21 protein-coding genes are annotated in these 26,158 nt (G+C 64.3%); 12 read left to right on the top strand and 9 right to left on the bottom strand.

What is annotated here, in order from left to right; translation table 11 throughout:
• Positions 1-248: 248 nt before the first annotated feature.
• From mnmG to NKI29_RS21025, 4 genes are read left to right on the top strand one after another with little or no spacing between them, the layout of a single operon-like run.
• Entirely contained in the window at positions 249-2,138 is a 1,890-nt protein-coding gene (mnmG, locus tag NKI29_RS21010; RefSeq protein ID WP_352797151.1) for a tRNA uridine-5-carboxymethylaminomethyl(34) synthesis enzyme MnmG, read from the top strand.
• Positions 2,135-2,776 (top strand): 16S rRNA (guanine(527)-N(7))-methyltransferase RsmG, encoded by a 642-nt coding sequence (gene rsmG, locus NKI29_RS21015; RefSeq protein ID WP_352570098.1) that lies wholly within the window; start codon positions 2,135-2,137, stop codon positions 2,774-2,776. The genes mnmG and rsmG overlap by 4 nt, the downstream gene beginning before the upstream one ends.
• Before the next feature lie 33 nt (positions 2,777-2,809).
• Positions 2,810-3,610, top strand: a complete 801-nt coding sequence (locus tag NKI29_RS21020) for a ParA family protein (RefSeq protein WP_084642633.1) — start codon at positions 2,810-2,812, stop codon at positions 3,608-3,610.
• 50 nt (positions 3,611-3,660) lie between these two features.
• The gene (locus NKI29_RS21025) at positions 3,661-4,542 is read left to right on the top strand and encodes a ParB/RepB/Spo0J family partition protein (RefSeq protein WP_352570097.1); all 882 of its coding nucleotides are present in this window, start codon (positions 3,661-3,663) and stop codon (positions 4,540-4,542) included.
• Positions 4,543-4,770: 228 nt separating this feature from the next.
• Here NKI29_RS21025 and holA read toward each other — a convergent pair whose 3' ends face one another.
• Positions 4,771-5,817, bottom strand: a complete 1,047-nt coding sequence (gene holA / locus NKI29_RS21030; protein WP_023675932.1) for a DNA polymerase III subunit delta — start codon at positions 5,815-5,817, stop codon at positions 4,771-4,773.
• A gap of 430 nt (positions 5,818-6,247) precedes the next feature.
• On the opposite strand from holA, the gene NKI29_RS21035 reads away from it, so the two are divergent.
• From NKI29_RS21035 to lpdA, 4 genes are all read left to right on the top strand, one after another.
• The gene (locus tag NKI29_RS21035; protein WP_023675934.1) at positions 6,248-7,480 is read left to right on the top strand and encodes a 3-methyl-2-oxobutanoate dehydrogenase (2-methylpropanoyl-transferring) subunit alpha; all 1,233 of its coding nucleotides are present in this window, start codon (positions 6,248-6,250) and stop codon (positions 7,478-7,480) included.
• A 2-nt stretch (positions 7,481-7,482) separates the two neighbouring features.
• Positions 7,483-8,496, top strand: a complete 1,014-nt coding sequence (locus tag NKI29_RS21040; RefSeq protein ID WP_023675935.1) for an alpha-ketoacid dehydrogenase subunit beta — start codon at positions 7,483-7,485, stop codon at positions 8,494-8,496.
• 10 nt (positions 8,497-8,506) lie between these two features.
• Positions 8,507-9,919: a dihydrolipoamide acetyltransferase family protein gene (locus NKI29_RS21045; protein ID WP_023675936.1), complete on the top strand. Its 1,413-nt coding sequence runs from the start codon at positions 8,507-8,509 to the stop codon at positions 9,917-9,919.
• Positions 9,920-10,165: 246 nt separating this feature from the next.
• Entirely contained in the window at positions 10,166-11,560 is a 1,395-nt protein-coding gene (gene lpdA / locus NKI29_RS21050; protein ID WP_023675937.1) for a dihydrolipoyl dehydrogenase, read from the top strand.
• Positions 11,561-11,728: 168 nt separating this feature from the next.
• Here lpdA and NKI29_RS21055 read toward each other — a convergent pair whose 3' ends face one another.
• On the bottom strand, positions 11,729-12,832 hold the full coding sequence (locus tag NKI29_RS21055) for a saccharopine dehydrogenase family protein (RefSeq protein ID WP_023675938.1): 1,104 nt from the start codon (positions 12,830-12,832) through the stop codon (positions 11,729-11,731).
• 123 nt (positions 12,833-12,955) lie between these two features.
• On the opposite strand from NKI29_RS21055, the gene NKI29_RS21060 reads away from it, so the two are divergent.
• From NKI29_RS21060 to NKI29_RS21070, 3 genes are all read left to right on the top strand, one after another.
• Positions 12,956-13,384 (top strand): Lrp/AsnC family transcriptional regulator, encoded by a 429-nt coding sequence (locus NKI29_RS21060; RefSeq protein WP_023675939.1) that lies wholly within the window; start codon positions 12,956-12,958, stop codon positions 13,382-13,384.
• Between the two features lie 358 nt (positions 13,385-13,742).
• Positions 13,743-14,108, top strand: coding sequence for a RidA family protein (locus tag NKI29_RS21065; protein WP_023675940.1), 366 nt, complete (start codon positions 13,743-13,745; stop codon positions 14,106-14,108).
• 22 nt (positions 14,109-14,130) lie between these two features.
• Positions 14,131-15,360, top strand: coding sequence for an amidohydrolase/deacetylase family metallohydrolase (locus NKI29_RS21070; RefSeq protein WP_352797154.1), 1,230 nt, complete (start codon positions 14,131-14,133; stop codon positions 15,358-15,360).
• Positions 15,361-15,514: 154 nt separating this feature from the next.
• Here NKI29_RS21070 and NKI29_RS21075 read toward each other — a convergent pair whose 3' ends face one another.
• The 6 genes from NKI29_RS21075 to NKI29_RS21100 all read right to left on the bottom strand — a co-directional run bounded on the left by NKI29_RS21075 (position 15,515) and on the right by NKI29_RS21100 (position 23,817).
• The gene (locus tag NKI29_RS21075) at positions 15,515-17,296 is read right to left on the bottom strand and encodes an NAD(P)-binding domain-containing protein (protein ID WP_352724406.1); all 1,782 of its coding nucleotides are present in this window, start codon (positions 17,294-17,296) and stop codon (positions 15,515-15,517) included.
• Positions 17,297-17,435: 139 nt separating this feature from the next.
• Entirely contained in the window at positions 17,436-19,469 is a 2,034-nt protein-coding gene (locus NKI29_RS21080; RefSeq protein ID WP_352724405.1) for an aldo/keto reductase, read from the bottom strand.
• 56 nt (positions 19,470-19,525) lie between these two features.
• Positions 19,526-20,623: an ABC transporter ATP-binding protein gene (locus tag NKI29_RS21085; protein ID WP_352797157.1), complete on the bottom strand. Its 1,098-nt coding sequence runs from the start codon at positions 20,621-20,623 to the stop codon at positions 19,526-19,528.
• Positions 20,624-20,631: 8 nt separating this feature from the next.
• Positions 20,632-21,483, bottom strand: coding sequence for a carbohydrate ABC transporter permease (locus NKI29_RS21090; RefSeq protein WP_023675945.1), 852 nt, complete (start codon positions 21,481-21,483; stop codon positions 20,632-20,634).
• Positions 21,480-22,340: a carbohydrate ABC transporter permease gene (locus NKI29_RS21095; RefSeq protein WP_254817930.1), complete on the bottom strand. Its 861-nt coding sequence runs from the start codon at positions 22,338-22,340 to the stop codon at positions 21,480-21,482. Before NKI29_RS21095 ends, NKI29_RS21090 begins: the two co-directional genes overlap by 4 nt.
• 205 nt (positions 22,341-22,545) lie before the next feature.
• Complete coding sequence (locus tag NKI29_RS21100) at positions 22,546-23,817, bottom strand: extracellular solute-binding protein (protein ID WP_023675947.1); 1,272 nt, start codon at positions 23,815-23,817, stop codon at positions 22,546-22,548.
• A gap of 106 nt (positions 23,818-23,923) precedes the next feature.
• On the opposite strand from NKI29_RS21100, the gene NKI29_RS21105 reads away from it, so the two are divergent.
• Positions 23,924-24,796, top strand: a complete 873-nt coding sequence (locus NKI29_RS21105; RefSeq protein WP_352570094.1) for a helix-turn-helix domain-containing protein — start codon at positions 23,924-23,926, stop codon at positions 24,794-24,796.
• A 9-nt stretch (positions 24,797-24,805) separates the two neighbouring features.
• On the opposite strand, the gene NKI29_RS21110 is transcribed toward NKI29_RS21105, so the two are convergent.
• Complete coding sequence (locus tag NKI29_RS21110; RefSeq protein WP_352570092.1) at positions 24,806-26,044, bottom strand: M24 family metallopeptidase; 1,239 nt, start codon at positions 26,042-26,044, stop codon at positions 24,806-24,808.
• Positions 26,045-26,158: the final 114 nt, after the last annotated feature.

Here is a 26,158-nt window from a genome sequence, read left to right on the forward strand (position 1 = left end):
GCCGTTCGATGCCATGCCAAGCCGTCGAAAACTGCTTTCCCGGCTTTCAAAAAAGCCCCATTAACTCACCAACCAGGATTTCGCTTCCCCGTGCAAAGGTCTCACAAGGGGAGAAGGGAAGACAAAACGGCGCCAGGCGATCTCTGTCTGCATTGTCGGGGGCAGTCATGCGTCTGAAGCGCCCTGCGTTCTTGACAGCGCGGGCCTCCAGGGACATGTGTCGGTCCACTTGAATTCGGGATTCTGAAATGACCAATCACTATGATGTGGTTGTGGTGGGCGGCGGTCATGCTGGTTGCGAGGCAGCCAGTGCCGCTGCGCGGGCTGGCGCCAGGACGGCGCTGGTGACGCTGCGCTTCGACACGATCGGCGTGATGTCTTGCAATCCGGCGATCGGCGGCCTCGGCAAGGGCCATCTGGTTCGCGAGATCGACGCCATGGACGGGCTGATGGGGCGCGTCGCCGATGCCGCCGGCATCCAGTTCCGCCTGCTCAACCGCCGCAAGGGGCCAGCGGTGCGTGGTCCGCGAACGCAGGCCGACCGAAAACTCTATCGCGTCGCCATGCAGGCGGCAATCCGCCAGCAGGCTGGCCTCGATGTCATCGAAGGCGAGGTGCTGGATTTCGAAATCAACAACGGGGAAATCGACGACGGACGCATCGCGGCGGTGCTATTGGCGGATGGAAGCCGGCTCGCCTGCGGCGCCGTGGTGCTGACGACCGGGACTTTTTTGCGCGGGCTGATCCATATCGGCGAAAAAAAGATCGTCGCCGGCCGCATGAACGAGCAGGCGAGCATCAGCCTGTCGGCGACGATGAGCCGGGCCGGCTTCAGGCTCGGGCGGCTGAAGACCGGCACGCCGCCGCGGCTGGACGGCAGGACGATCGATTGGGCGTCACTGGAGAGCCAGGCGGCGGACGAGGACCCCGTGCCGTTCTCGCTGCTGACCGATCGCATCGAAAATCCGCAGATCCAATGCGGCATTACCCGAACGACCAATGCAACGCACGAGCTGATTCGCGCCAATCTCGGCCGCTCGGCCATGTATTCGGGGTCGATCGAAGGCGTCGGGCCGCGTTATTGCCCGTCGATCGAAGACAAGATCGTCAAGTTCGGTGACCGCGAAGGCCACCAGATATTTCTGGAGCCGGAAGGGCTGGACGACGACACGGTGTACCCGAACGGCATTTCGACCTCGCTGCCCGAGGACGTGCAACTCGACATCCTGAAGACCATTCCGGGGCTGGAGCGGGCAACCATGCTGCAGCCGGGCTATGCCATCGAGTATGACCATGTCGATCCACGCGAGCTCAAGCCGACGCTGGAAACCAGGCGGATCGCCGGCCTTTTCCTCGCCGGCCAGATCAACGGTACCACCGGCTACGAGGAGGCCGGCGCGCAAGGGCTGCTTGCCGGCTTGAATGCAGCGCGCAAGGCGTCGGCGAGCGAGGAAATCGTGCTGAGCCGCACCGAAGCCTATATCGGCGTGATGGTCGACGATTTGACCAGCCGCGGCATCGCCGAGCCGTACCGCATGTTCACCTCAAGGGCCGAGTTCCGGCTATCGCTGCGAGCCGACAACGCCGATGAGCGGCTGACGCCACTGGCGATAAGGCTGGGGATTGCCTCGCCGGAGCGGATGCAGCGGTTCAACAATGGTATGCAAGACCTTGAGAAGGCGCGACAGCTCGCCCTCGGCACCACCATGACCCCCAATGAGGCAGCGCGCCATGGGCTCGAAATCAACCGGGACGGCGTCCGTCGCTCGGCCTATGAGTTGCTGGCCTATCCCGGCGTCGACATCGCCTGGTTGGTGCGCATCGAGCCGGCTTTCGCCGCGATCGACAGCAAAACGGCCGAACGTCTTGAAACGGAAGCCAAATATTCTGTCTATCTCGACCGCCAGCAGGCCGATGTTTCGCAGATCAGGCATGAGGAGAGCAGGCTTATTCCCGAGTCGCTCGACTTTGCTTCTGTTCCCGGCCTGTCGAACGAGTTGAAGCAGAAGATGCTGGCACGCCAGCCGCGCTCGATTGCCGATGCGCAACGCATGGAAGGCATGACGCCGGCGGCGCTGGCGATTATTGTCGCCCATGTCCGCAATGCCGAGGCGGCCGCGCGAAAGCAGGTCGCGTGAGCGCTGCGTCCTGGGCAAACCTGCAGGCGGCAGCGGGCCCGGTTTCACGTGAAACATTCGATCGCCTGGTTGAGTTCGAGGCCGTCTTCCAGAAATGGAACCGCCGGATCAATCTGGCCGCGCAATCGACGCAGGACGATGTCTGGCGCCGCCACATCCTCGACAGCGCGCAGCTGGCGCGAATCAAACCAGAGGCGAAGCGCTGGGTCGATCTCGGCTCCGGCGGTGGGTTTCCCGGCCTTGTGCTGGCCTTTTTGCTTGCCGAGCGGGACGGCGCCGGTATCGACCTGGTTGAAAGCAACCGGAAAAAAGCATCGTTCCTGCAAGCGGTCATCGGACAGTTCAGCCTGCCCGCCAAGGTTATCGCGCGCCGCATCGACGACAGCTATCCTCTTGTTCCTGCACCGCAAATCGTCACAGCCAGGGCACTCGCCTCGCTGCCCGACTTGCTCGACCTGGCGGCACCGTGGCTGACCAAGGGGTCGCGCGGCCTGTTTCACAAAGGCCGGGATTACCGCGCCGAAGTGGCAGAAAGCGCTCAACGATGGTCTTTCGATCTGGTAGAACATGCCAGTGCAACCGACGCGCAGGGCGTCATTCTCGAAGTATCCGACTTGCGACAGCACCCTGGCTTGTGACCGGCGACCCAAATGAATTTCTGGCATAGACCCATGATGAAGAACGGCCCCCGAATCATCACCGTCGCCAACCAGAAGGGCGGCGTCGGCAAGACGACGACCGCCATCAATCTGGCCACGGCGCTCGCCGCCATAGGCGAACAGGTGCTGATCGTCGATCTCGACCCGCAGGGCAATGCCAGCACCGGGCTTGGCATCGACCGGCGCGACCGCACCGTCTCGTCCTATGATGTGCTGACCGGCGAGCTAGATCTCGAAGCGGCGGCGATCCCAACGGCGGTGCCTGGCCTGTCGATCGTACCGTCGACGCTCGACCTGCTCGGCATCGAGATGGAAATCGCCTCGGCGCCGGATCGGGTGCTGCGGCTGCGCAACGCTCTACGGGCTTCGGCCGAGCGCTCGGCCAATTTCGGCTATGTGCTGATCGACTGCCCGCCGTCGCTCAACCTGCTGACACTGAATTCGATGGCTGCGGCCGATTCGGTGCTGGTGCCGCTGCAGTGCGAGTTTTTCGCGCTGGAGGGCCTGAGCCAGCTTTTGGAGACGGTCGAGCAGGTGCGCCGCTCGATCAACCCCGACCTGACGATCCAGGGCATCGTGCTGACCATGTTCGACGGGCGCAACAATCTCGCCAACCAGGTGGTGCAGGATGTGCGGGCGCATATGGGCGACAAGGTCTATGAAACCGTCATCCCGCGCAATGTCCGCGTTTCCGAGGCGCCGTCCTACGGCAAACCGGCGATTCTCTACGACCTCAAATGTTCGGGCAGCCAGGCCTATCTGCAGCTTGCTTCGGAAGTCATCCGCCGCGAGCGCAAATTGCGTGCCGCTTAACCGTTGTAAACAATAAACCCGATTCGATACCGAAACGATCTGGACGGACGATGAACGAAGACCCTTCGAGAAAAAGACTGGGCCGGGGACTGGCGGCGCTGATCGGCGAAATCGATCGCCCGGCGGCACCGGAAAAGCCGGGCCTGGCGGCCGACGGCAAGGTGCCGATCGAGTTCCTCAGCCCTAACCCGAAAAACCCGCGCCGGCATTTTGGCGACGCCGACCTGACCGACCTCGCCCAGTCGATCCGCGAACATGGCGTGGTGCAGCCGGTGGTGGCGCGGCCGTCGAAAACCCAAACGGGCCGCTACGAGATCATCGCAGGCGAGCGTCGTTGGCGTGCGGCGCAACGCGCCGGGCTGACCGATATCCCGATCATCGTGCGCGACGTCAACGATCGCACGGCGCTCGAGCTGGCGATCATCGAAAACGTCCAGCGCACCGACCTCAACCCGGTTGAGGAGGCGCTGGGCTACCAGCAACTGATCGACGACCACGGCTATACCCAAGCCGATCTCGGCCAGGTGATCGGCAAGAGCCGCAGCCATGTCGCCAATACGCTGAGGCTGCTGAAGCTGCCCGACGTCATTCGCGACATGCTGGTCGACGGCGCGCTCTCGGCCGGCCACGCCCGTACCCTGGTGACGGCCGACGACCCGGCCGGACTTGCCAAGCGGATCATCGATGAGGGGCTTTCGGTGCGCCAGGCCGAGGCCTTGGCGCAGCTGCCGGTCGGCGCGCCGGCGGCAAAACGCCAGCCCGCCGCACCGCCGCAAAAGGATGCCGACACGCTGGCGCTGGAGCGGCTGATGACCAGCACGATCGGCATGATCGTCACGATCGAGCACAACCAGCGCGGCGGCGTGATCAGCGTCGCCTACCGGACACTGGAGCAGCTCGACGAGCTTTGCCGAAGGCTGAAGCGGGAGTAGGTAGGTTGCTAAAATTAGCCGGCAAATAACGTTTTGCTGCCGCGCGGTGATTGGCGAAATCGTCGAAGTAGTTAATCTCCCCCCTTGAGGGGGAGATGGCCGGCAGGCCAGAAGGGGTCGTCAAATTTCAAGCGCCCACGTCCTCTGTCTTCGCGGAAGGGGCTGGTGTTCTACGCGCTGTGACCCCCTCTGTCGCCTTTGGCGACATCTCCCCCTCAAGGGGGGAGATTAGGTGCGCTGCGCCAGCCTGGCACTCTCCACGGTAATGCCGAGCAGGGCCTGGCGTGCCAGCGCGACCGACAGATCCGGCCGCCGGCGTGTCTGCAGGATCGCCGTCTGCAGGCGGTTGAGGGCGCGGCCGAGCGCTTCGCTGCTCCACCGTTCGAGGGCTTTCTCGACCAGCTTGCGCCGCGAAAAAAAAACCGGCGGGCGCGCCGCGGCTACGACCGAAGCGGCATTGCGGCCGCCGGCGTCCATCTGGCCGCGCATCGCCTGGATCGCCTGCAACTGCCGCATCGCCGATGAAAGTACCAGAAAGGGCTGGCCGCCGGACTGGCAATGGCGGGTGAAGGCGGTATCGAAGTCGGCGATCCTGCCTTCGAGCAGGGCGTCGACCGCCGCATCGAAGGAGAGGCCCGAGACATCGCCAGACGTCGCCTTGACGTCGTCGAGGCCGATTTCGGCCTGGCCATGCGCGTAAAGCACCAGCTTTTCGATCTCGCCGCGCGAGGCCAGCCGGTCGCCGCCGAGATTGCGGCGCAGCGCCTGCCGCGCCTCCAGTGTCATCGACATGCCGGCCTTGCGCAGTTCGTCGTCGATGACCGTATCGATATCCCTGGCCTCATCGGCATAGCAAGGCAATGCCATGGCATTGTCCGCCGCCTCCACCACGGCGCGCAGGCCGACACCCTTCTTCAAGTCGCCGGCCTCGATGAGAATGATCGCGTCCCGCGCGGGCTCCGACGTCAGCGCCTTGACGTCATCGGCAAGCGCCTTCTGAGCGCCGGCATTGCGCACCCATAGCAGGCGCCGCTCCGAAAACATCGGCACGGTGCGGGCCTCGTCGAGCAGGCGGCCCTCGTCGCGATCGACTTCCGATCCGTCCAGCCTGACGACCGAGAACGGATCGTCAAGCGGCAGGCCGGTCTTGCCGGCAAAGGCCTTTGCCCGCTCGGCAACCAGCCCGCGATCGGGACCGTAAAGCAGCACGATCGAGACGCGCGGATCCGGCTTCGCGAGCCATGCATCGACCTCGTATGCTTTCTTTTGTGCCATAGGCGCTGATTAGCATGACGCGGGCGCGGGGTGAACGGCGCCGCCCTCCTTTCCTTCTCCCCCTTGTGGGAGAAGGTGAATTGGCGCGTAGCTCCAAGACGGTTGAGGGGTGCCGGCCGGAGTGCTGTCGATGCCAAGCTGGAACACCCCTCATCCGACCGAGCTTCGCTCGGCCACCTTCTCCCACAAGGGGAGAAGGAGGTGCTCGCGCCGACCAACCCGACGCATTGCCTTATCTGGCGGGAAACCCGGCGCAATCATCTCCCAAATTGCGCGCCGATCCGGAAGATCGACAAGAAATTTCGCCGACATATCTCCATCCTGTCTGCCGCGGGCAGCAGCCAGCGGCAGCGAAGCCTCGCCCGACGAATTGGCACTGGTCTGGCGGTGTGCAAATATCCTAGCCGGGCAACAGTGGAGGACCGAGATCATGGCCGATGCCGGAATGCTGCGCTTCCATGTTCCGGAACCGGAAGTGCGGCCGGGCGGGACGCCGGATTTCTCCAATGTGAGCATTCCAAAAGCTGGCTCGGTGCCGCGCCCGAAGATCGACGTCGACCCGCGCGACATCCGCGATCTGGCGTTCTCGATCATTCGCGTGCTCAACCGCGCCGGCGAGGCTGTCGGGCCGTGGGCCGGCCTGCTTTCCGACGAGGAACTGCTGGAGGGGCTGCGCCATATGATGACGCTGCGCAGCTTCGATGCGCGCATGCAGATGGCGCAGCGCCAGGGCAAGACCTCTTTCTACATGCAGCATCTCGGCGAAGAGGCGGTGAGCTGCGCCTTCCGCAAGGCGCTGTCGCGGGGCGACATGAATTTTCCGACCTATCGGCAGGCAGGCCTGCTCATCGCCGACGGCTACCCGATGGTCACGATGATGAACCAGATCTATTCGAACGAGGCCGATCCGCTGAAAGGGCGGCAATTGCCGATCATGTATTCGTCGAAGGAGCACGGCTTCTTCTCGATCTCCGGCAATCTGGCGACGCAGTACATCCAGGCGGTCGGCTGGGCGATGGCCTCGGCGATCAGCAATGACCAGAAGATCGCCGCCGCCTGGATCGGCGACGGCTCGACTGCCGAGTCCGACTTCCATTCGGCGCTGGTGTTCGCCTCGACCTACAAGGCGCCGGTCGTGCTCAACGTCGTCAACAACCAGTGGGCGATCTCGACCTTCCAGGGCATCGCCCGCGGCGGTTCCGGCACGTTTGCCGCCCGTGGGCTCGGCTTCGGTATTCCGTCGCTGCGCGTCGACGGCAACGACTATCTCGCCGTCCATGCGGTGGCCAAATGGGCGGCGGAACGGGCGCGCAGCAATCTCGGGCCGACGCTGGTCGAATACGTCACTTACCGCGTCGGCGCCCATTCGAGCTCCGACGACCCGTCGGCCTACCGGCCGAAGGCCGAGTCCGATGCCTGGCCGCTCGGCGACCCGATCGTCAGGCTGAAGAACCATCTCATCCAGCGCGGCGTCTGGTCGGACGAACGCCACGCCCAGGCCGAGGCCGAAATCCTCGACACGGTGATTTCGGCGCAGCGGGAGGCCGAGCGCCATGGCACGCTGCATGCCGGCGGCAAGCCCTCGGCGCGCGACATGTTCGAGGGCGTCTATGCCGAGATGCCGCCGCATCTCAGGCGCCAGCGCCAACACGCAGGGGTCTGACCATGCCGCGGCGGACCATGATCGAGGCGATCCGCGACGCCATGGACGTGTCGATGGCGCGCGACGAGCGCGTCATCGTGTTCGGCGAGGATGTCGGCTTCTTCGGCGGCGTCTTCCGCTGCACCCAGGGCCTGCAGGCGAAATACGGCAAGAGCCGCTGCTTCGATGCGCCGATCAGCGAATCCGGCATTGTCGGCGCGGCTATCGGCATGGCCGCCTACGGGCTGAAGCCTTGCGTCGAGGTGCAGTTTGCCGACTATGTTTATCCGGCCTACGATCAGATCGTCTCGGAAGCGGCGCGGCTGCGCTACCGGTCGAACGGTGATTTCACCTGCCCGATCGTGGTCAGGATGCCGACCGGCGGCGGCATTTTTGGTGGCCAGACCCACAGCCAGAGCCCGGAGGCGCTGTTCACCCACGTCTCCGGCCTGAAAGTCGTGGTGCCCTCGAACCCGCATGACGCCAAGGGCCTTTTGATCGCGTCGATAGAGGATCCGGACCCGGTGATCTTCCTGGAACCGAAGCGGCTTTATAATGGCCCTTTCGACGGTCATCACGAGCGGCCGGTAACGCCATGGTCGAAACATGAGCTCGGCGAAGTCGCCGACGGCCATTACACGGTGCCGCTCGGCAAGGCGGTGATCCGACGGCCGGGTGCGGCAGTCACCGTGCTTGCCTATGGCACGATGGTCTATGTCGCCCAGGCGGCAGCCGAGGAGACCGGCATCGATGCCGAGATCATAGATCTGAGGACACTGCTGCCGCTCGATCTCGAGACGATCGTCGCCTCGGTCAACAAGACGGGGCGCTGCGTCATCGTGCACGAGGCGACGCTGACATCGGGGTTCGGCGCCGAACTTTCGGCGCTGGTTCAGGAGAGCTGCTTCTACCATCTGGAAGCGCCGGTGGCGCGGGTCACCGGCTGGGACACGCCCTATCCGCATGCGCAGGAGTGGGACTATTTTCCTGGTCCTGCCCGGCTAGGCCGCGCGCTCGTCGAAACGGTGGAAGCCTGAAGGGGGAACGATGGGCGAATATGTCATCAAGCTGCCCGATGTCGGCGAAGGCGTAGCCGAGGCCGAGCTCGTCGAATGGCAGGTCAAGGTCGGCGATCTCGTGCGCGAGGATGCCGTGCTGGCCGCTGTCATGACCGACAAGGCGACGGTCGAAATTCCTTCGCCCGTCGATGGCGAAATCGTCTGGTTGGGCGCCGAGATCGGCGACACGGTGGCGATCGGCTCGCCGATTGTCAGGTTGAAGGTGGCGGGCGAGGGCAATGTCAGGGATGCTGCGTCGCAGGCCACTGAGGCGGGCGCCAAGAATACCCCCACCGAGCGCAGTACCCCCACCCCTAACCCCTCCCCACAAGGGGGAGGGGGACGTGCCGCAACCTCCAAGGCCGAACCCGAGACCGCTCCACGATCATCTGAAAAAACACCAACGCATAAGGGACTAAGTGCGGCGGGTGGCGAATCCCCCTCTCCCTTGTGGGGAGGGGTTAGGGGTGGGGGTACTGCCGCCGGTGGGGGTACTGCGCGGACCTCCGGCGCGCCGCGTCCGGAGGGCGAAAAGCCACTGGCCTCACCGGCCGTCCGCTTGAGGGCGAAAGAGGCCGGCATCGACCTTCGGCAGGTCCCGGGAACCGGCCCGGCCGGCCGCATCCAGCATGAGGACATCGAGGCTTTCCTGGCGCGCGGACCTCTGCTCGCCAAGGTTTCCGGCCTTGCCCGCAACGAGGCGGTCGAGGACATCAAGATAGTCGGGCTCAGGCGAAAGATCGCCGAGAAGATGACGCTGGCCAAGTCGCGCATCCCGCATATCACCTATGTCGAGGAGATCGACGTCACCGCGCTCGAGGATTTGCGCGCCGCGCTCAACAAGGAGAAGCGGCCGGGCGGGAACAGGCCGAAGCTGACGCTGCTGCCGTTCTTGATGCGGGCGATGGTCAAGGCAATCGCCGACCAGCCCAATGTCAACGCACTGTTCGACGACGAAGCCGGCATCGTCCACCAGCATGGCGGCGTCCATATCGGCATCGCCGCGCAGACGGCTTCCGGGCTGATGGTGCCCGTGGTCAAGCACGCCGAGGCGCGCGACATCTGGGACTGTGCAGCCGAGGTTGTCAGGCTGGCCGAGGCAGCAAAATCCGGCACGGCGACGCGCGACGAACTCTCGGGATCGACCATCACCATCACTTCGCTGGGCGCCATGGGCGGCGTGGCGACGACGCCGGTGATCAATCATCCGGAAGTGGCGATCGTCGGCGTCAACAAGATGATGGTGCGGCCGGTATGGGACGGTACCCAGTTCATCCCGCGCAAGATGATGAACCTGTCCTCCAGCTTCGACCACCGCGTCATCGACGGCTGGGACGCGGCGGTGTTCATCCAGCGGATAAAGACGCTGCTGGAAACGCCGGCGCTGATTTTTGTGGATTGATGAGATGAACAGAGGATCGCAGGGGCGCGAGATGAGAGCAGTAGCGATCCTTCGCGCCCCCCTCTGCCCTACCGGGCATCTCCCCCTCAAGGGGGGAGATCGGCCGTCATCCCGCCTTTCGCCAATCTCCAGCTTTGCAGGACTAAGCCGAACGCGAAAGCTGCCAATCTCCCCCCTTGAGGGGGAGATGTCCGGCAGGACAGAGGGGGGTGCTGCCCCGCCGGCTCGTCGAACTAAGGTGCAATGATGAAGGAAATCTCCTGCAAGCTGCTGGTCATCGGCGCCGGTCCGGGCGGCTATGTCTGTGCCATCCGCGCCGGGCAGCTTGGCATCGACACAGTGATCGTCGAGGCAGGCAAACCGGGCGGCACTTGCCTCAATGTCGGCTGCATCCCGTCAAAGGCGCTGATCCATGCAGCCGAAGAGTTCGAAAAGCTCTCGCACATGGCCGGCGGCAAAAGTCCACTCGGCATAACGGTCGCGGCACCGTCGCTTGATCTCGCGGCGACCATTGCCTGGAAAGACGGCATCGTTAGCCGGCTGAACAACGGCGTCGCCGGCCTGCTGAAGAAAGCTGGCGTGAAGACGGTGCATGGCTGGGCGACATTTCGCGACGGCAAGACCGTTGCCGTCGAGACCGAGATCGGCATGCAGGTGATCCGAGCCGAAACTGTGGTGATAGCGACCGGCTCGGCGCCGGTAGATCTGCCATCGCTGCCGTTCGGCGGGCCGGTCATTTCGTCGACCGAGGCGCTGGCGCTGAGCGAAGTTCCGGAGAGGCTGGCGGTGGTCGGCGGCGGCTATATCGGGCTGGAACTCGGCATCGCCTTTGCCAAGCTGGGCGCCAAGGTGACCGTAGTCGAGGCGTTGCCGCGCGTGCTGGCGCAATATGATGCGGAACTGACCCGGCCGGTGGTGAAGCGGCTGGCCGAACTCGGCATCGAGGTGCTCGTGAACGCCAAGGCCAAGGGGCTGTCCACTAAGCGCGACGCGCTGCTGGTCGAGACGAATGGCGGCAAGAACGGCAAGATTGCCGGCGACATGGTGCTGGTCACGGTCGGTCGCAAGCCGGTGACCGAAGGCTGGGGGTTGGAGCAGATCGACCTCGACATGGCCGGATCCTTCATCCGCATCGACGACCAGTGCCGCAGCTCGATGCGTGGTATCTTTGCCATTGGCGACGTCACCGGCGAGCCGATGCTGGCGCACCGGGCCATGGCGCAAGGCGAAATGGTCGCCGAGATCGTCGCCGGCCACAAGCGCAGCTGGGACAGACGAGCGATCCCGGCTGTCTGTTTCACCGATCCGGAGCTGGTCACCGCAGGCCTGTCGCCGGAGGAGGCCAAGACCCGTGGCGAGATCAAGGTCGGACTGTTTCCCTTCATCGCCAATGGCCGGGCGATGACGAAGTTGGGCGAGGACGGATTCGTCCGGGTAGTGGCGCGGGCGGACAACCATCTGGTGCTTGGCATTCAAGCCGTCGGCCAGGGCGTGTCGGAGCTGTCCACTGCGTTTGGGCTGGCGCTGGAGATGGGTGCGACGCTGGAGGATATCGCCGGGACGATCCATGCCCATCCGACACAGGGCGAGGGTTTTCCGGAAGCGGCGCTGAAGGCGCTGGGGCGGGCGGTGCATGTCTGAGGGCTCGCGCTCTCCCCCCTTGAGGGGGAGATGGCCGGCAGGCCAGAGGGGGTCGGTTCGACTGGATGCGACCTCCCTTGCGACAGATGGAGGTTGGCGCTCTACGCGAGGCGACCCCCTCTGTCGCCTTCGGCGACATCTCCCCCTCGAGGGGGGAGATTACGCGGCTCACCCTGCAAGCCGGCTAACCATTTCGTGCTGCGCATAGGCGCGGCCGAAGCGGTTGGCTAGGAAGGCGTCGAGGGCGATGTCCTCCTGCTTGATGAAGCCCCTGGCCGGCAAGCTGCCGTCGGCCAGCATGTCGAGCACCGCGCAGATGGCGGAGGCGGTGGTGATCTGGATGGCGCTGCGCACCGTTTCGCCGACGCGCTTGGCGTAGATCTTGTTGGCGTAGGTCTCTTGCAGCAGGCGGCCGTTCTTGCGGCCGCTGACGGTGACGAAGACGATGACCACGTCCTGCAGCGTCGCCGGCAGGGCGCTTTCGAAAATGTCCTTCAGCACGTCGCGGCGGTGGCGCAGGCCGAGGTCGTTGAGCAGCGCCTTCATGATCGCGGCATGGCCGGGATAGCGGATGGTGCGGTAGTTCAGCGTCCGCACTCTGCCTTTCAGCGTTTCGGCCAGCGTGCCCAGCCCGCCCGAGGTGTTGAACGCCTCGTAGGTGACGCCGTCGAGCGAGAATTCTTCACGCTCCTCCAGCGGCGGCACTTCGACAAGCTCGCCTTCGACGATCGCCTCGCACGGCTCGCAATATTCGTTGATGACGCCGTCGGTGCTCCAGGTCAGATTGTAGTTCAGCGCATTCGACGGGTATTGCGGCAGCGCGCCGACCCGCATGCGCACGCTTTCCAGCGTGTCGAAGCGGCTGGCGAGATCGTTGGCAACGATCGAGATGAAGCCCGGCGCCAGCCCGCATTGCGGAATGAAGGCGCTGTTGCCGGAACGCGCCAGTTCCTTGACGCGCCTGGTGCTGACGACGTCCTCGGTCAGATCGAGATAATGCACGCCGGCACTGGCCGCCGCCTCGGCGATGCGCGTGGTCAGATGGAAGGGCGCGGCGCTGAGCACCGCGAACTTGCCGGCCAAGGCGGCTTCGAGCGTGCCGGCGGCTTCGATATCGAGTTCCAGCGTCTCGACCGTTTCAGACAGTTCGGCCGCGCCGAGCTGCGCCGCCGAGCGGTCGATGAGCGTGACATGGTAGTCGCCCGTGGAAGCCAGCATCTCGGCAATGGTCGAGCCGATCTTGCCGGCGCCGACGACGATGATTTCCTTCATGACCGGTCCCTCGCACCAATGCTAAATTCACGGTTAGAATCGCAGCTTGCCTGTCGAAAGGAAGCGTGAGATTGTACGAAACGCAGCCTCTCTTTGGGCAATGTGCCGGTAAGGTTCGTCGAAATGCTCAGCGATGCCGACCAGGCTCTGCTTTCCCTGCTGCGCACCAATGCGCGCGCCTCGACCGCCGAACTGGCGCGGCGGCTCGGCGTCTCACGAACAACGGTGCAAAGCCGGATCGAGCGGCTGGAACAGCGCGGCATCATCGCCGGCTACGGGGTCAGGCTGTTGCCGGATTACGAGCAGGGGCTGGTCAGGGCGCATGTCCTGCTCACCGTCACCCCCAAGCTTGCCGACAAGGTGGTGCGCAGCCTGCAGGCGCTGGCACCGGTTCGCACGCTGCACTCGGTCAGCGGCAATTTCGATATGATCGTCATCGTCGAGGCGCCGTCGATCAGGGATCTCGACACGCTTCTCGACCAGATCGGCGCCATGGACGGAGTCGAGCGCACGTCGTCGTCGATCATCCTGTCGACGCGGATCGACCGCTGAGCCGGCTGGTGTCGCGGGTCCAGACGCTGTCGGGACAGCGCCCCCCTCTCTGCCCTGCCGGGCATCTCCCCCTCCAGGGGGAGATTGGATGTCACCGCGGCTTTCGCCAATCTCCAAGGTGGCTGAATGGATGCTATCGGCGAAGCTGCCGATCTCCCCACTAGAGGGGGAGACGCCAAGTGATCGCAAAGAGGGCAGGACAGAGGGGGTCGCGAAGGATCACCAAGGGCGGTGATCGTTGTGGCGTTACCGCAGCAAAGCGATATAGGCTTTCAAAATGTGGATCGATGGCGTGCAGCCGCCCCCTATCTCTCGCAGCACCGCGCGTTCACCCAAAGAACCTAGACAGGAGGCCTCCTTGCCCAAGCAGTGTTTTGGAAAATCCCATGTGCCGTTGTCGCCGGCGGTCAGGGCCGGCGATTTCGTCTATGTCTCAGGCCAGGTGCCGGTCGGCACAGACGGGCTGGTGGTCAAGGGCGGCATCGCCGAACAGACCGAGCAGGTGCTGTCGAACGTCAAGGCGGCACTGGCGCTGGCCGGCTGTACCCTCGACGACGTAGTCAAGACGACGGTCTGGCTCGAAGACGCCCGCGATTTCGGCATTTTCAACACCGTCTATGCCAGGCATTTCCCGAAAGACCCGCCGGCGCGCACGACAGTGGAGTCGCGGCTGATGATCGACATCAAGATCGAGGTCGAGGCCGTTGCCTACAGGCCGGCCTGACGGGAAAGTGGAGACAGGCGCGATGCAATTCGATCTCCTGATAAAAGGCGGCCGCCTCATCGATCCGGCGTCCGGCCTCGACGCGCAGAGCGATCTGGCGATTGCCGACGGCCGTATCGCCGCGATCGACACCGAAATCCCCTTCGAACGTGCCGCCCGCGTCATCGATGCCACGGGCTCCATCGTCGCGCCGGGCCTGATCGACCTGCACAGCCATGTCTATTGGGGCGGCACGTCGCTCGGCGTCGATGCCGACCGGCTCGCCGCAAAGAGCGGCACCACCACCTTCATCGATGCCGGAAGTGCCGGCGCCGGCAATTTCCTCGGCTTTCGCCGCCACGTCATCGAGTGCTCGAAAGTCCGCATCCTGGCCTATGTCAACATTTCCTTTGCCGGCATATTCGGCTTCTCGCAGACCGTGGCGGTCGGCGAGTGTAGCGATCTCCGGCTCTGCGAACCGCGCGAGACGGTAGCGGCGGCTCGCGAGCACGCGGACGTGGTTGTCGGCGTCAAGGTCCGCTCGGGTCGCCATGCCGGCGGCACCAGCGGCATCGCGCCGGTCGATCTCGCGCTCGAAGCCGCCGACAAAGCCGGCCTGCCGCTGATGGCGCACATAGACGAGCCGCCGCCGGGCCGCTCGGAAGTGCTGCCGCGGCTGCGCAAGGGCGACATCCTCACCCACTGCTTCCGGCCGTTTCCCAACGCGCCGGTCTTCGCCTCGGGGGCGGTGCGGCCAGATATGCGGCTGGCGCGCGAGCGCGGCGTCATCTTCGACATCGGCCACGGCATGGGCTCGTTCGATTTCGAAGTGGCGAAAGCGATGCTCAGCGAGGGGCTGGCGCCGGACGTGATCAGCAGCGACGTGCATCTCTACTGCGTCGACGGGCCGGCCTTCGACATCCTGGTCTGCATGTCGAAGCTGCTGGCGCTCGGCATGCCGCTGGTCGAGGTGCTGCGCGCCGCCACGCAGCGCCCTGCCGAAGCGATCGCCAGGCCCGATCTCGGCAGGCTTGCGGTGGGTGCGGTCGGCGACATCGCGGTGTTGCGGCTGCGTCCGGGCCGCTTCACCTTTGTCGATTCGGTCGGCGCCTCGCTGGTCGCCGAGCAAAGGCTGGTCTCGGACGGAATCGTGGTCGGCGGCAGCTGGTGGCCGAACGAGGCGGTGGACGATCTCGGCGAGACCGAACGCTTCGAAGCGCATGCGCACGACACGCATGTCGAGGTGGCGAGCCGGCATTTCGGGCGTGGGTGATCTCCCCCCTTGAGGGGGAGATGTCGCCGAAGGCGACAGAGGGGGTCGGTTCGACCGGGCTCGTCGTCCTGCAACGGATGGAGGTTGGCGCTCGACGCGCGGCGCCCCCCTCTGGCCTGCCGGCCATCTCCCCCTCAAGGGGGGAGATCGGCCGTCACCGCCCCGGCGCTCCATAGACCGGCGTCGCAATGCCTTCCATGCGCGCCTTGATCTGCAGCGCGACGTACTTCGAATAGAAGCGCGACAGCGCCAGATTGCCGCCGTGGAACCACAGCGCTTCCTGTGCCGTCGGCTTCCACATGTTGCGCAATTCGCCTTGCCACGGACCCGGGTCGCCTTTCACGCCCGAGCCAATCCCCCAGCACGGGCCGACCTTGTCGGCGACTTCGCGCGAGACGATCGCCGCCACGGTTTCGTTCATCGAGAGATAGCCGGTGCAGGCGATGATTGCGTCGGCCGCCAGTTCGGTGCCGTCGTCGAAGAGGATGCCTGTCGGCGTCAGCGACTTGATCCCGACGCCACTGCGGATGCCGATCTCGCCGTCGATGATCAGGTCGCAAGCGCCGACGTCGATGTAGAAGCCCGAGCCGGTGCGGTAGGCCTTCATCAAGAGCCCGGTCTCGTCGTCGCCGAAATCGATGGCGAAGCCGGCGCCGCGCAAGCGATCGTAGAAGGCCGCGTCGCGCGCCTTGATGATGTCGTAAAGCGCCCGCTGGCCTTGCGGCAGCAGCGCGAACGGCGTCGAGGCGACGATCATGTCCGCCTTTTCAGTGGTGATGCCGCGCGCCAGTGCCTTTTCCGAGAAGATCTCGAAGCCGATTTCCATCAGCGTGTCCGACTTGACCACCGTCGTCGGCGAGCGCTGGACCATGGTCACCTCAGCGCCGCTCTCCCAGAGATCGACGCTGACGTCATGGCCGGAACTTGCCGCGCCGATGACGGCGACCTTCTTGCCGCGGAATTTTTCGCCGCTGGAATACTGGCTGGAATGCAGGATTTCGCCGTCGAAGACCTCGGCGCCCGGCAGGTCGATGCGCCTGGGCGGGCCATAAGCACCGGTTGCAAAGACGATGTGCCTGGGCTTCAGCGTGATGCGCTCGCCGGCGCGATCGAGCTCGACCGTCCAGATTTTTTCGGCGTCGTCATAGGACGCGCTGACGCATGTCGTGGAGGTCCAGTAATTGAGCTCCATGACGCGCGTATACATCTCCAGCCAGTCACCCATCTTGTCCTTGGGCGTGAACACAGGCCAGTTCTCGGGAAACGGGATGTAGGGCAGATGGTCGTACCAGACCGGGTCGTGCAGCACGAGCGAGCGGTAGCGATTGCGCCAGGAATCGCCGGCCTGGGTGTTCTTCTCGATGACGATGGCCGGCACGCCCAATTGCCTGAGCCGCGCCCCCAGCATGATGCCGCCCTGGCCGCCGCCGATAACCAGGCAGTAGGGCTGTTGGCTAACGCCGAGGTCACGCGCCTCGCGGCGCCTCGCCTCCAGCCAGGTCTCGCGTTCCGGATCCGCCTTGTGGCGGACGCCCAGCGGCCGCGCCGGGCCCTTGCGCTCCTCCAACCCCTTGAGATCGCTCATCGCCGTAAACAGCGTCCGGCATTTGCCCTCCCTGAGGCGCATGACGCCTTGCCCCCACGCCGATGACGTCTCGAAGGCGAACCAGGCTTCGATCGTGCCCTCGTCCGAAGTCGCTTCGCCGCTGAGCTGCCACCGGGCAGGTTTTGTCGTTGCCAGCGTCGCCGCCAGCATGTCGCGGATCGCGGCGCGGCCCTCCATCGTCTTGATGTTCCAGGTGAAGGTCAGCAGATCGCGCCAGTAGCAGTCCTCGACGAACAAATTGGTTGCGGCCTCGACGTCGCCGGCCTCGAGTGCTCGCGCAAAAGAACCAAGCCAGGTGGCCGCCTGTTTCGTCGGTGCGATGTCGAGCATCTGTCTTCCCTAACTTCCAGTGACCTTTGCGCTGCCCTCATTCTTACCCTTTCCCGGTTCTTTGCGGGAGGGGGTAAGGGCCGTGCAGACAGTCCGGAAGCTAAGGGGCCAACGTAGGCCGAAGCGATCGCCGCTGCCGTCAGGCCCGCGCGCGGGCCTGATCCGAACCGCTATCCAGCCATGCAAGATCGTCCGGCGAAAGTGAAATGTCGAGCGCCTGGAGGCTGTCTTCCAATTCGTCGAGCGTGCGCGGCCCGATCAGCGGGACGGACGGAAACGGCTGCGCCAGGACATAGGCGAGCGCGACGTGGATCGGGCTCTTGCCCAGCCGTCTGGCGAGCTCGATGGCGCGGTCGCGACGGCCGAAATTCCTCTCCGAATACCAGACCCGGACCAGCTCCTCATTGTCGCGCCGGTCGCGGCCGGCGCGGTCGGTGAAGAAGCCGCGGCCCTGGCTCGACCAGGCGAAATTCGGCATCTGCCGGGCGGCGAGCCAGGCCTTCCATTCGTCGCTGGAGGAGGTGACGCAGCCTGCCCAGATCGGCTCCAGCATTTCGGCCAGCGAGAAATTGTTGGAAAGCGCGCCGGGCTTCTGCTTGCCGGTGCGCTCGGCATAGGCAATCGCCTTGTCCATGCGTTCCATCGTCCAGTTCGAGCCGCCGAACGGACCGCGAATGCGGCCGGCCTTGACCTCGCGGTCCATCGCATCGACGAATTCGTCGACCGGCACGTCCGGATTGTCGCGGTGCATGAAATAGACGTCGATATGGTCGGTCTGCAGCCGTTCGAGCGACTGGGTGAGCTGCTTGCCGATGACGTCGGGATAGCAGAGCGGCGAGTGCGCGCCCTTGCCGATGACCACCGACTGCTCGCGCACGCCGCGGTTCTTCAGCCACTGGCCGAGCAGCGTCTCGGTATAGCCGGAACCGTAGACGAAGGCGGTGTCGAACAGATTGCCGCCGGCCTCGAAATAGGCATCGAGCAGGATGGCGCCCGACGAAAAGGTGCGGAAATCCTCGAAGCCGAGCGCCAGGCACGAGGCCGGCCGCGGCAGGCCCGGAATGCTGCGCTTGGGGATGGCGGTTCCGCCGGAGCGCAGCTTCCGTCCGGAGATCGTGTTGACCCGCTTTGCCGGTTTCTCGATGTCGTATTCGAGCCCGATTGCGGCCCGCCATTTGTCGAGCACGCGCAGATTGCCGAGACTGTCGGCCCAGCCCATGCCGGGCCAGACGAACTCCTGCCTTCCGCCGAGAATGGCCTCGCCGGCGGCGTCGACCTCAAATGCGTACAGCCAGCCGTCCTCCGTGACCTCGACCACCTCGGTGTCACCCGGACGGATGATGCGGATTTCGCCGGTGCCGCCTTGCTGGCCGCCGGCATACCAGAAATCCGCCACCTCGATGCGGCCTTTGCTGCCGAGAATACGCAAGACATTGTCCTGAGCGAGCGAGATGCTGCAGGACACTTCCGCGACGATGCCGCCCGGAAAATGCAACAGCGCCGACGCCCATTCGTCGACGCCGGATTGGCCGAGATGCGCAGCGCCGACGACTTTGTCCGGCTCGGCGAAGGGCTTTCCCGCCGCGGCGCCGGCAATCAGCCGCGCCATCGAGACGGGATAACCGCCGACATCGAGAATGCCGCCGCCGGCGAGATCCTTGGCGTAGAGACGGTGCTCCGGCATGAAGCCCGGCATGGCGAAGCCGAAGCTGGATTTGATCATCTTGATGTCGCCGATCGCGTCGGCCCTGATCAGCTCGACCAGCTTGGCCGTCTGCGGATGCAGCCGGTACATGAAGGCTTCGCCGAGAAAGGTGCCGGCCTTGCGCGCGGCATGGATCATGGCGTCGGCTTCGAATGCGGTCAGGCCAAGCGGCTTTTCGCAAAGCACGTGCTTTCCGGCCTCGGCCGCCTTGATCGCCCATTCGGCATGGCTCGGATGCGGCGTCGAAATATAGATCGCGTCGACATCCGGATCGCCAACCAAAGCCTCGTAGCCGTCCAGGATGCGAGCGCCGGGGAAAGCCTCGGTGAGCCCCGCCTTGCCGGGATTGCGCGCCCCTAAGGCGACCAATGTGCCGGTGCGCGAATGGGCGACGCCCCCGGCAAAAGCCTTGGCGATGTTGCCGGGCCCGAGAATGCCCCAGCGAACTTTTTCTGGTTTGGACGTCATGTCAAATCTCCGTGGGGTGGCCGCGAGCAATCGCGATCGGACAAAAGAAAGATGGGTTAGCGAATGCGTGCGCCGGTGGCGTCGAAGAGAAGCGAGCGGTCGGCTTTGATCGACACCACCAGGTCGTCGCCGTTCGCGCGATGCCGCGAGGCCTCGCGCTCGATGATCAGTTCCTCGCGTCCGCCCTCGGTACCGGAATTGGCATAGACATAGCTCACCGATCCCAAGTGCTCGGCGACGTCGGCCTTGAGGGTAAGGTCGCAATCGCCCTGGCCGGCATCGAAGAAATGCTCCGGCCGCACGCCAAGCACGACATCGCCGCCTGTTGCAGGCAAGGCATCCGAAAGCGGCTTGCGCAGTCGCGCGCCGCGATGATTGACCAGTTCGACGACCGCCGCACCGTTGTCGGCCCCGACCATTTTTGCCGCCAGGAAGTTCATTTTGGGCGAGCCGACGAAGCCGGCAACGAAGCGGTTGGCGGGGTCGTCGTAGAGATCGAGCGGCGCGCCGATCTGCTCGATATTGCCGGCGTTGAGCACGACGATCCTGTCGGCCAGCGTCATCGCCTCGGTCTGGTCGTGCGTCACATAGACCATGGTAACGCCGAGTTCCTTATGAAGGCGCGATATCTCGACGCGCATCTGCACCCGGAGCTCGGCATCGAGATTGCTGAGCGGTTCGTCGAACAGGAACACTTGCGGCTCACGCACGATGGCGCGGCCGATGGCGACGCGCTGGCGCTGGCCGCCCGACAATTGCCGCGGCCGCCGCTTCATCAGCTCGGCGATGCGCAGGATTTCGGAAGCCCGCTTCACCCGCCGCTCGGTATCTGCCTTGGGGTTGCCGGTCATTCTCAGGCCGAAGCTCAGATTCTGCTCGACCGTCATGTGCGGATAGAGCGCGTAGGACTGGAACACCATGGCGATGCCGCGATCGGCCGCCTCGACGTCGTTCACCACCTTGCCGCCAATGGCGATCTCGCCGTCGCTGATGTCCTCGAGCCCGGCGATCATCCGAAGCAGCGTGGACTTGCCGCAGCCGGAAGGGCCGACGAAGACGACGAATTCGCCGTCATCGATGTCGATATTGGCGCCGTGGACGATCTCGAAGACGCCGAAGCGCTTGATGACGTTTTTGAGTGTGACTGCCGCCATGCTGATCCTTACTTGATGGCGCCGGCGGCGATGCCGGCAACGAAATGGCGCTGCAGAAGCACGAACACGACGAGCATTGGCGCCGTCAGCATCACCGCGCCCGCCATGATGCCGCCCCAGGACACCTTGGTGAGACCGATCAGCGTGCCGAGCGCCACGGGCGCGGTCATTGCGCCCGGCTTGGAATTGATCAGCAGCGGCCAGAGATAGTTGTTCCAGGAGGCAAGGAAGAGGATGATGGCGAGCGCCGCCAGCATCGGCCGCGCCAGAGGCAGTGCGACGAACAGGAATATCCGCCATTCCTTGACGCCCTCGACCTTGGCGGCGTCGAACAGCTCGTGCGGCATCATCGAAAAACTCTGCCGCATGAAGAGCACGCCCAGCGAATTGAACAGCGGCGGCACGATCAGCGCCACCCAAGTGTTGGCGAGCTTGAAGTCGCGCGCCACCATGATGAATTGCGGGATCAGCACGACCGCATAGGGCAGCGTGATGGTGCCGAAGATGATGGCGACGACCATGCCCTTGCCGAAGAAGTTGTAACGCGCCAGCGCCCAGCCGGCCATCGAGGTCAGCATCACCGACAGGAAGGTATAGGTCACCGCCACCGAGACGGAGATGCCGATGGCGCCGATGAAATTGGTGCCGCGCTGCAGATTGCTGACATTGTCGAGGAAATTGCCATGCGGCAAAAGCTCGATGTCGGGGCTGAAGATGCCGTTGTCGGGCATCGTCGAAAAAACCACCATCATCCACAGCGGAAACAGCCAGACCAGCGCCAGCGGCGTCAGGAACAGATGCAGCGCGATGCTGCGTCCCAATCTGGCCTGGGAACGGCTGACTCTTGAGTGCGAGGTCATTTCGGTTCCCTCGTCAGCCATATCTGCACCAGCGAAATGGCAATCGCCAGCCCGGCCATGGTGTAGGCGACGGCCGAAGCGTAGCCGAAATTGAGCGACCGGAAGCCCTGGCGGTAAAGCAGCAGCCCGAGCGTTTCGGTGCCGCCGCCCGGCCCGCCGCGCTCGGTGATCAGGAAGGGCTCGGTGAACAGCTGCATGGTGCCGATGATCGACAGCACGGCGCAGAACACGATGATCGGCTTGAGCAGCGGCAGCGTGATGTAGAAGAACTGTTTGACCTTGCTGACCCGGTCCAGGGTCGCCGCCTCGTAGACATCCTCGGGAATCGACTGCAGGCCGGCGAGCAGGATGATGGCGTTGTAGCCGGCCCAGCGCCACGTCACCGCCATCATGATCACCGCCATCGCCGGGGTGACGTTGGTAAACCAGTCGACACTGGGCAGGCCGATGCTGTTCAGCAATTTGTTGATGATGCCGTAGTCGAGATTGAACATCAGCCGGAAAACCGCCGAATAGGCGACCTCGCCGACCACGACCGGCGCGAAGAAGGCAAAGCGGAACAGGCCACGGGCCTTGAGCAGTGGCGAATTCAAAAGCACCGCCATCACAATCGCCAGCGAAATCATCACCGGCACCTGGATGACAAGGATCAGCAATGTGTTCTTCAAGGCATTGAAGAAGGCCGGATCGCCGATCAGCCGGCCCCAGTTGAAGGTCGGCGCGAAGCGCCACGGCACGGTGCGCGTCGCCTGGAACGAGATCAGGAAGGAATCGATGATCGGCCACAGCCAGAAGATCGAAAAAATCAGCAGATACGGCGCGAGGAAGCGATATGCCGTGGCGTTCTGGTAGCGCATCGTTTTCCTCCTTTCTGCTTTCAAGTTCTTGCCTTCTCCCCTTGTGGGAGAAGGTGGATCGGCGCGTAGCGCCGAGACGGTTGAGGGGTGATGGCCGGAGTGCCGCCGGCGCCAAGCTGGAGCACCCCTCATCCGTCGCCTTCGGCGATACCTTCTCCCACAAGGAGAGAAGGGGAGCCGCGCGCTCGGAGCCGCCTCGTCTAGATCACGACTTGACCGGCAGGCCGGTCGCCGCGGCGATCTGGCTTGCGGCATCGTCGAGCGCTGCCTTGGCGTCGGGATAGCCGCCGGCCAGATATTTGGTCTGCACCGCGCGGATGATGATTTCGGCGTCGCTCTGGAACGGCGTGCCGCGGCTGGGGACGACCTTGGGCAAGGTGCCGAGGATGTCCTTCCACACGGCTTGGCCACCCCAATAGGGCAGGCCTTCGGAGACATAAGGGTCGTTGAGCGCCGAGATCAGCGACGGCACCAGGCCGAAGCCTTTCAGCATGGTGATCTGGCCCTCATTCGTCGCAAGCGTGTATTTCAGATAGGCGTAGGCGGCTTCCTTGTTCTTCGACACCGAGGTGATGGCGAGCGAGGAGCCGCCGAGATTGGCGGCGCGCGGACCGTCGGCGGTCAGGCTCGGCATCAGATAGACGCCCCATTTGCCTGCCCCATCGGGCGATTCGGTGCGCACGGTGCCTTCATACCAGCCGCCATACATCTGCGTGGCGACCTTGCCGGCGGTGTTGTTGGTGATCTTGGTGCTCCAGTCGGCAGAGGAAATGATGCCGGCGTCCTTCATCTCCTTGATCTTGGTCATGGCATCGACGCATTTGGGCTGGTTGACCGTGATCGATTGCCCGTCGGCGGAGAAGTAGGCGCAACCCTGCTCGTTGGAGATCATGCGGAAGAATTCGGAATCGCCGTTGAAATCGGCGTTGGTCATCGTGACGCCGGGATTGGCGGCCTGGATTTTCTTGGCGGCGGCGATGAAATCGTCCCAGGTCTTGATCGAGGACGGATCGACGCCAGCCTTCTCGTAGAAGTCGCGGCGGTAGAACATCGCCACTGGACCGGAATCCCAGGGCATCGCATAGGCCTTGTCGTCAACCTCGAGCTCGGTACGCTTGAAGTCGGGGAATTTTGCCTGGTCTTCCGCGGTGTAGCCGAGCGTATGCAGGTCGACGAAGCAATCCGGGAACTGGCTCCAGTAGTTTTCGGCTTCGCCGTTCTCGATCGTAACGATGTCAGGCAGCCCCTCGCCGCCGGCGGCACAGCCGGCGATCGATTTGTCGTAGGTCGGCTGGTTGCCAAGGTCCTCGACCGTCACCTTGATGTCGGGATACTGCTTGTTGAAGCCCGCTATGGTGGCCTTCAGCGACGAAGCGGCGATATTCCAGCTCCAGATCGTGATTTCACCGGACTGCGCAAAGGCCGGGCTGGAGCCCAAGGCAAGCGCGAGCGCGGCGCAGGTCAATTTTATGCGCATTGAAATCCTCCCATTTCAGTTGCTCTCTGTTTGCGAGCGTGGCTAGACTAGGCCTCGGGAAAGCCTTGTCCGCGACAAAGGGAATAAGAAATGAGCGGAAAGTAAGATGCCGGAAAGGCCGTTTTACCAGCCTGGCGCCAGCAGCGTGGAGGGCCTGCCGCTGCTGCTGCAGATGTTCCACACCCAGCCCCTGGTGATGCTCAAGCCGCATTGGCACGCCCAGGTCGAGGTGAATTTCATCGTGCGCGGCGCCGTGCATTACCGTATGGACGGGCACGAGCTTTCGCTCTCTGCTGGCGACATGTGTCTGTTCTGGGGCGGCCTGCCGCACCAGATGGACGAAGCCTCCGACGATGCCATCTATGCCGGCGCGCATTTGCCGCTGGTGCATTTCTTCCGGCTCCATTTGCCCGTCGAGGTCCGCAACAGACTGATGACCGGGGCGACGCTGGTGACCGACGCCACCGACCGGTCGGACGACCACAATTTCGAGCGCTGGAACCGCTATGCCCGCTCCGGCGACCCGGTCAAGGCCGAGCATGCCGTCAACGAGCTTTTGCTGCGGCTGGAGCGGGTGCGCTTCGAGCCTTACCGGCTGGTGCCCGAAACCCCGGTCGAACAGGAGATAGGCAGTCCCTTCGATCAGCAATCGCTGCGCAATGTCGGGCGCATGTGCGACTTCATCGCCGAGAATTTCCTCTACGAGATCGATTGCGTCGATATCGCCGCGGCGGCCGATATCCATCCCAAATACGCCATGAGCATCTTCAAGAAATCGACCGGCATGACGCTCAATGAATATGTGAATTTGCTGCGCCTCAGCTACGCGCAGGCGCTGCTGATGCATCAGGATGCCAATGTGCTGCGCGTCGCCATGGAATCGGGCTTCGGCTCGCTCAGTGCCTTCAACAAGTCGTTCCGCAAGCTTTCCGGCATGTCGCCGTCGGATTTCCGCAGGGGCGTGGCCGGCGCCAGATAACGGCTGGATTCAAGCGATAATATCCAGGCGCCTCGGCAGGCGGTTCATCGGCGACGGCCCGTTGGCGGTGATCAGGAACTGGTCCTCGAGATTGAAGCTGGCGAGACCGTCGATGTAGAGCGGGATCTCGAATGCCAGCACCATGCCGGCCTCGATCACGACAGTGCTGTCGGCCGAGATGAACGGCCATTGCTCGGAAAACACGGAATTGCCGACGCCGTGGCCGAAATGGCCGCGGCGATAGGAACGCAGGCCCTGGCGCGCCAGGCTTTCGCTGGCGGCGCGATGCACGGCGGCTAACGGCTTTCCGGGCATAAGCGTGACAAGCCCGTCGGCGAAGGCGCGTTCGGCTATCGCATGCAATTCGGCCTGTTCGGGCGACGGCGGCCCGAAGGTGAAATTCCGCGACATATCCGAGGCATAGCCGTTCACGCTGCACACCATGTCGGCCTTCAGCGGATCGCCGGCGGCGGCGACGGCGTCGGCGCCTTTTGGGCGAGCGCCCAGCGTGACGTATTCCGCCGTCGAGATTTGCTGCGACGACCCGGCGGCTGCATCCGCGACGCCTTGCCGGTAAAGCGCGACCAGCTCAGACTGACGCATGCCGGTCGTCGCATGCTGCTGCAGCCGCGACAGGCCGGCTTCCGACAGGGCGATGCCCTGCTGCAGAAGGTCGATCTCGCTCTGCGATTTGATTGCCCGCAGCCTGTCGAGAACCGGTGAGCCGTTGACCAGGGCAGTGCCCGGCAACATCGCCTGCAGCGCGGAAAAATCGCTGGCCGAGACGAAATCCAGCTCGATGCCGAGCGTCGCACGCTCCAGCCCGAATTCTGTAAAGATCGTTTTCAGCTCGCGGACGGAGCGGGCAAGCTCAAAGGTCGCCGGACGTGAAAAACCGGGAGCGCGGCCAACCAGGCCGGCCTCGATGCGCTGCGCAACAGGCCGGTCAGCCGTCGCCGGCTCGAGCGACGCCGATTCGATCCAGATCGCATGCGTGCGCAGCACGGCGCCGGCCATCGCCGCCCGGAGCCGGGCAGCCTGGAAATCCGCCACCACGACGCCGATCGGCAGGTCGCCTCGCTTGGGAATAACGACGAAACCGGCGCCGGCCCGCCGGAACAGGCCGGCCGGGCCGATCCAGGCACCGGTGGAATATTGGAACGCCTCGGGCTCGCAAAGCACCAGCGCCTCGATGCCGGCGCGCTGCATCAGGTCAGTTGCGCGCTCGCGGTCGACAAAGCCGGTCATGGGATCTCCTCGAATGCACTCGAATCCGACGCCGATGCGGCGGCGTTTGGCCTTAGCGTAGCTTCAGTGCCGCCGTGGAGCAGCTTTTTTCTGGAAGCGCTGTTCACCTTGAGA

The organism is Mesorhizobium sp. M0678 (genome assembly GCF_040320505.1).
In the GTDB taxonomy this organism is placed as follows: domain Bacteria; phylum Pseudomonadota; class Alphaproteobacteria; order Rhizobiales; family Rhizobiaceae; genus Mesorhizobium.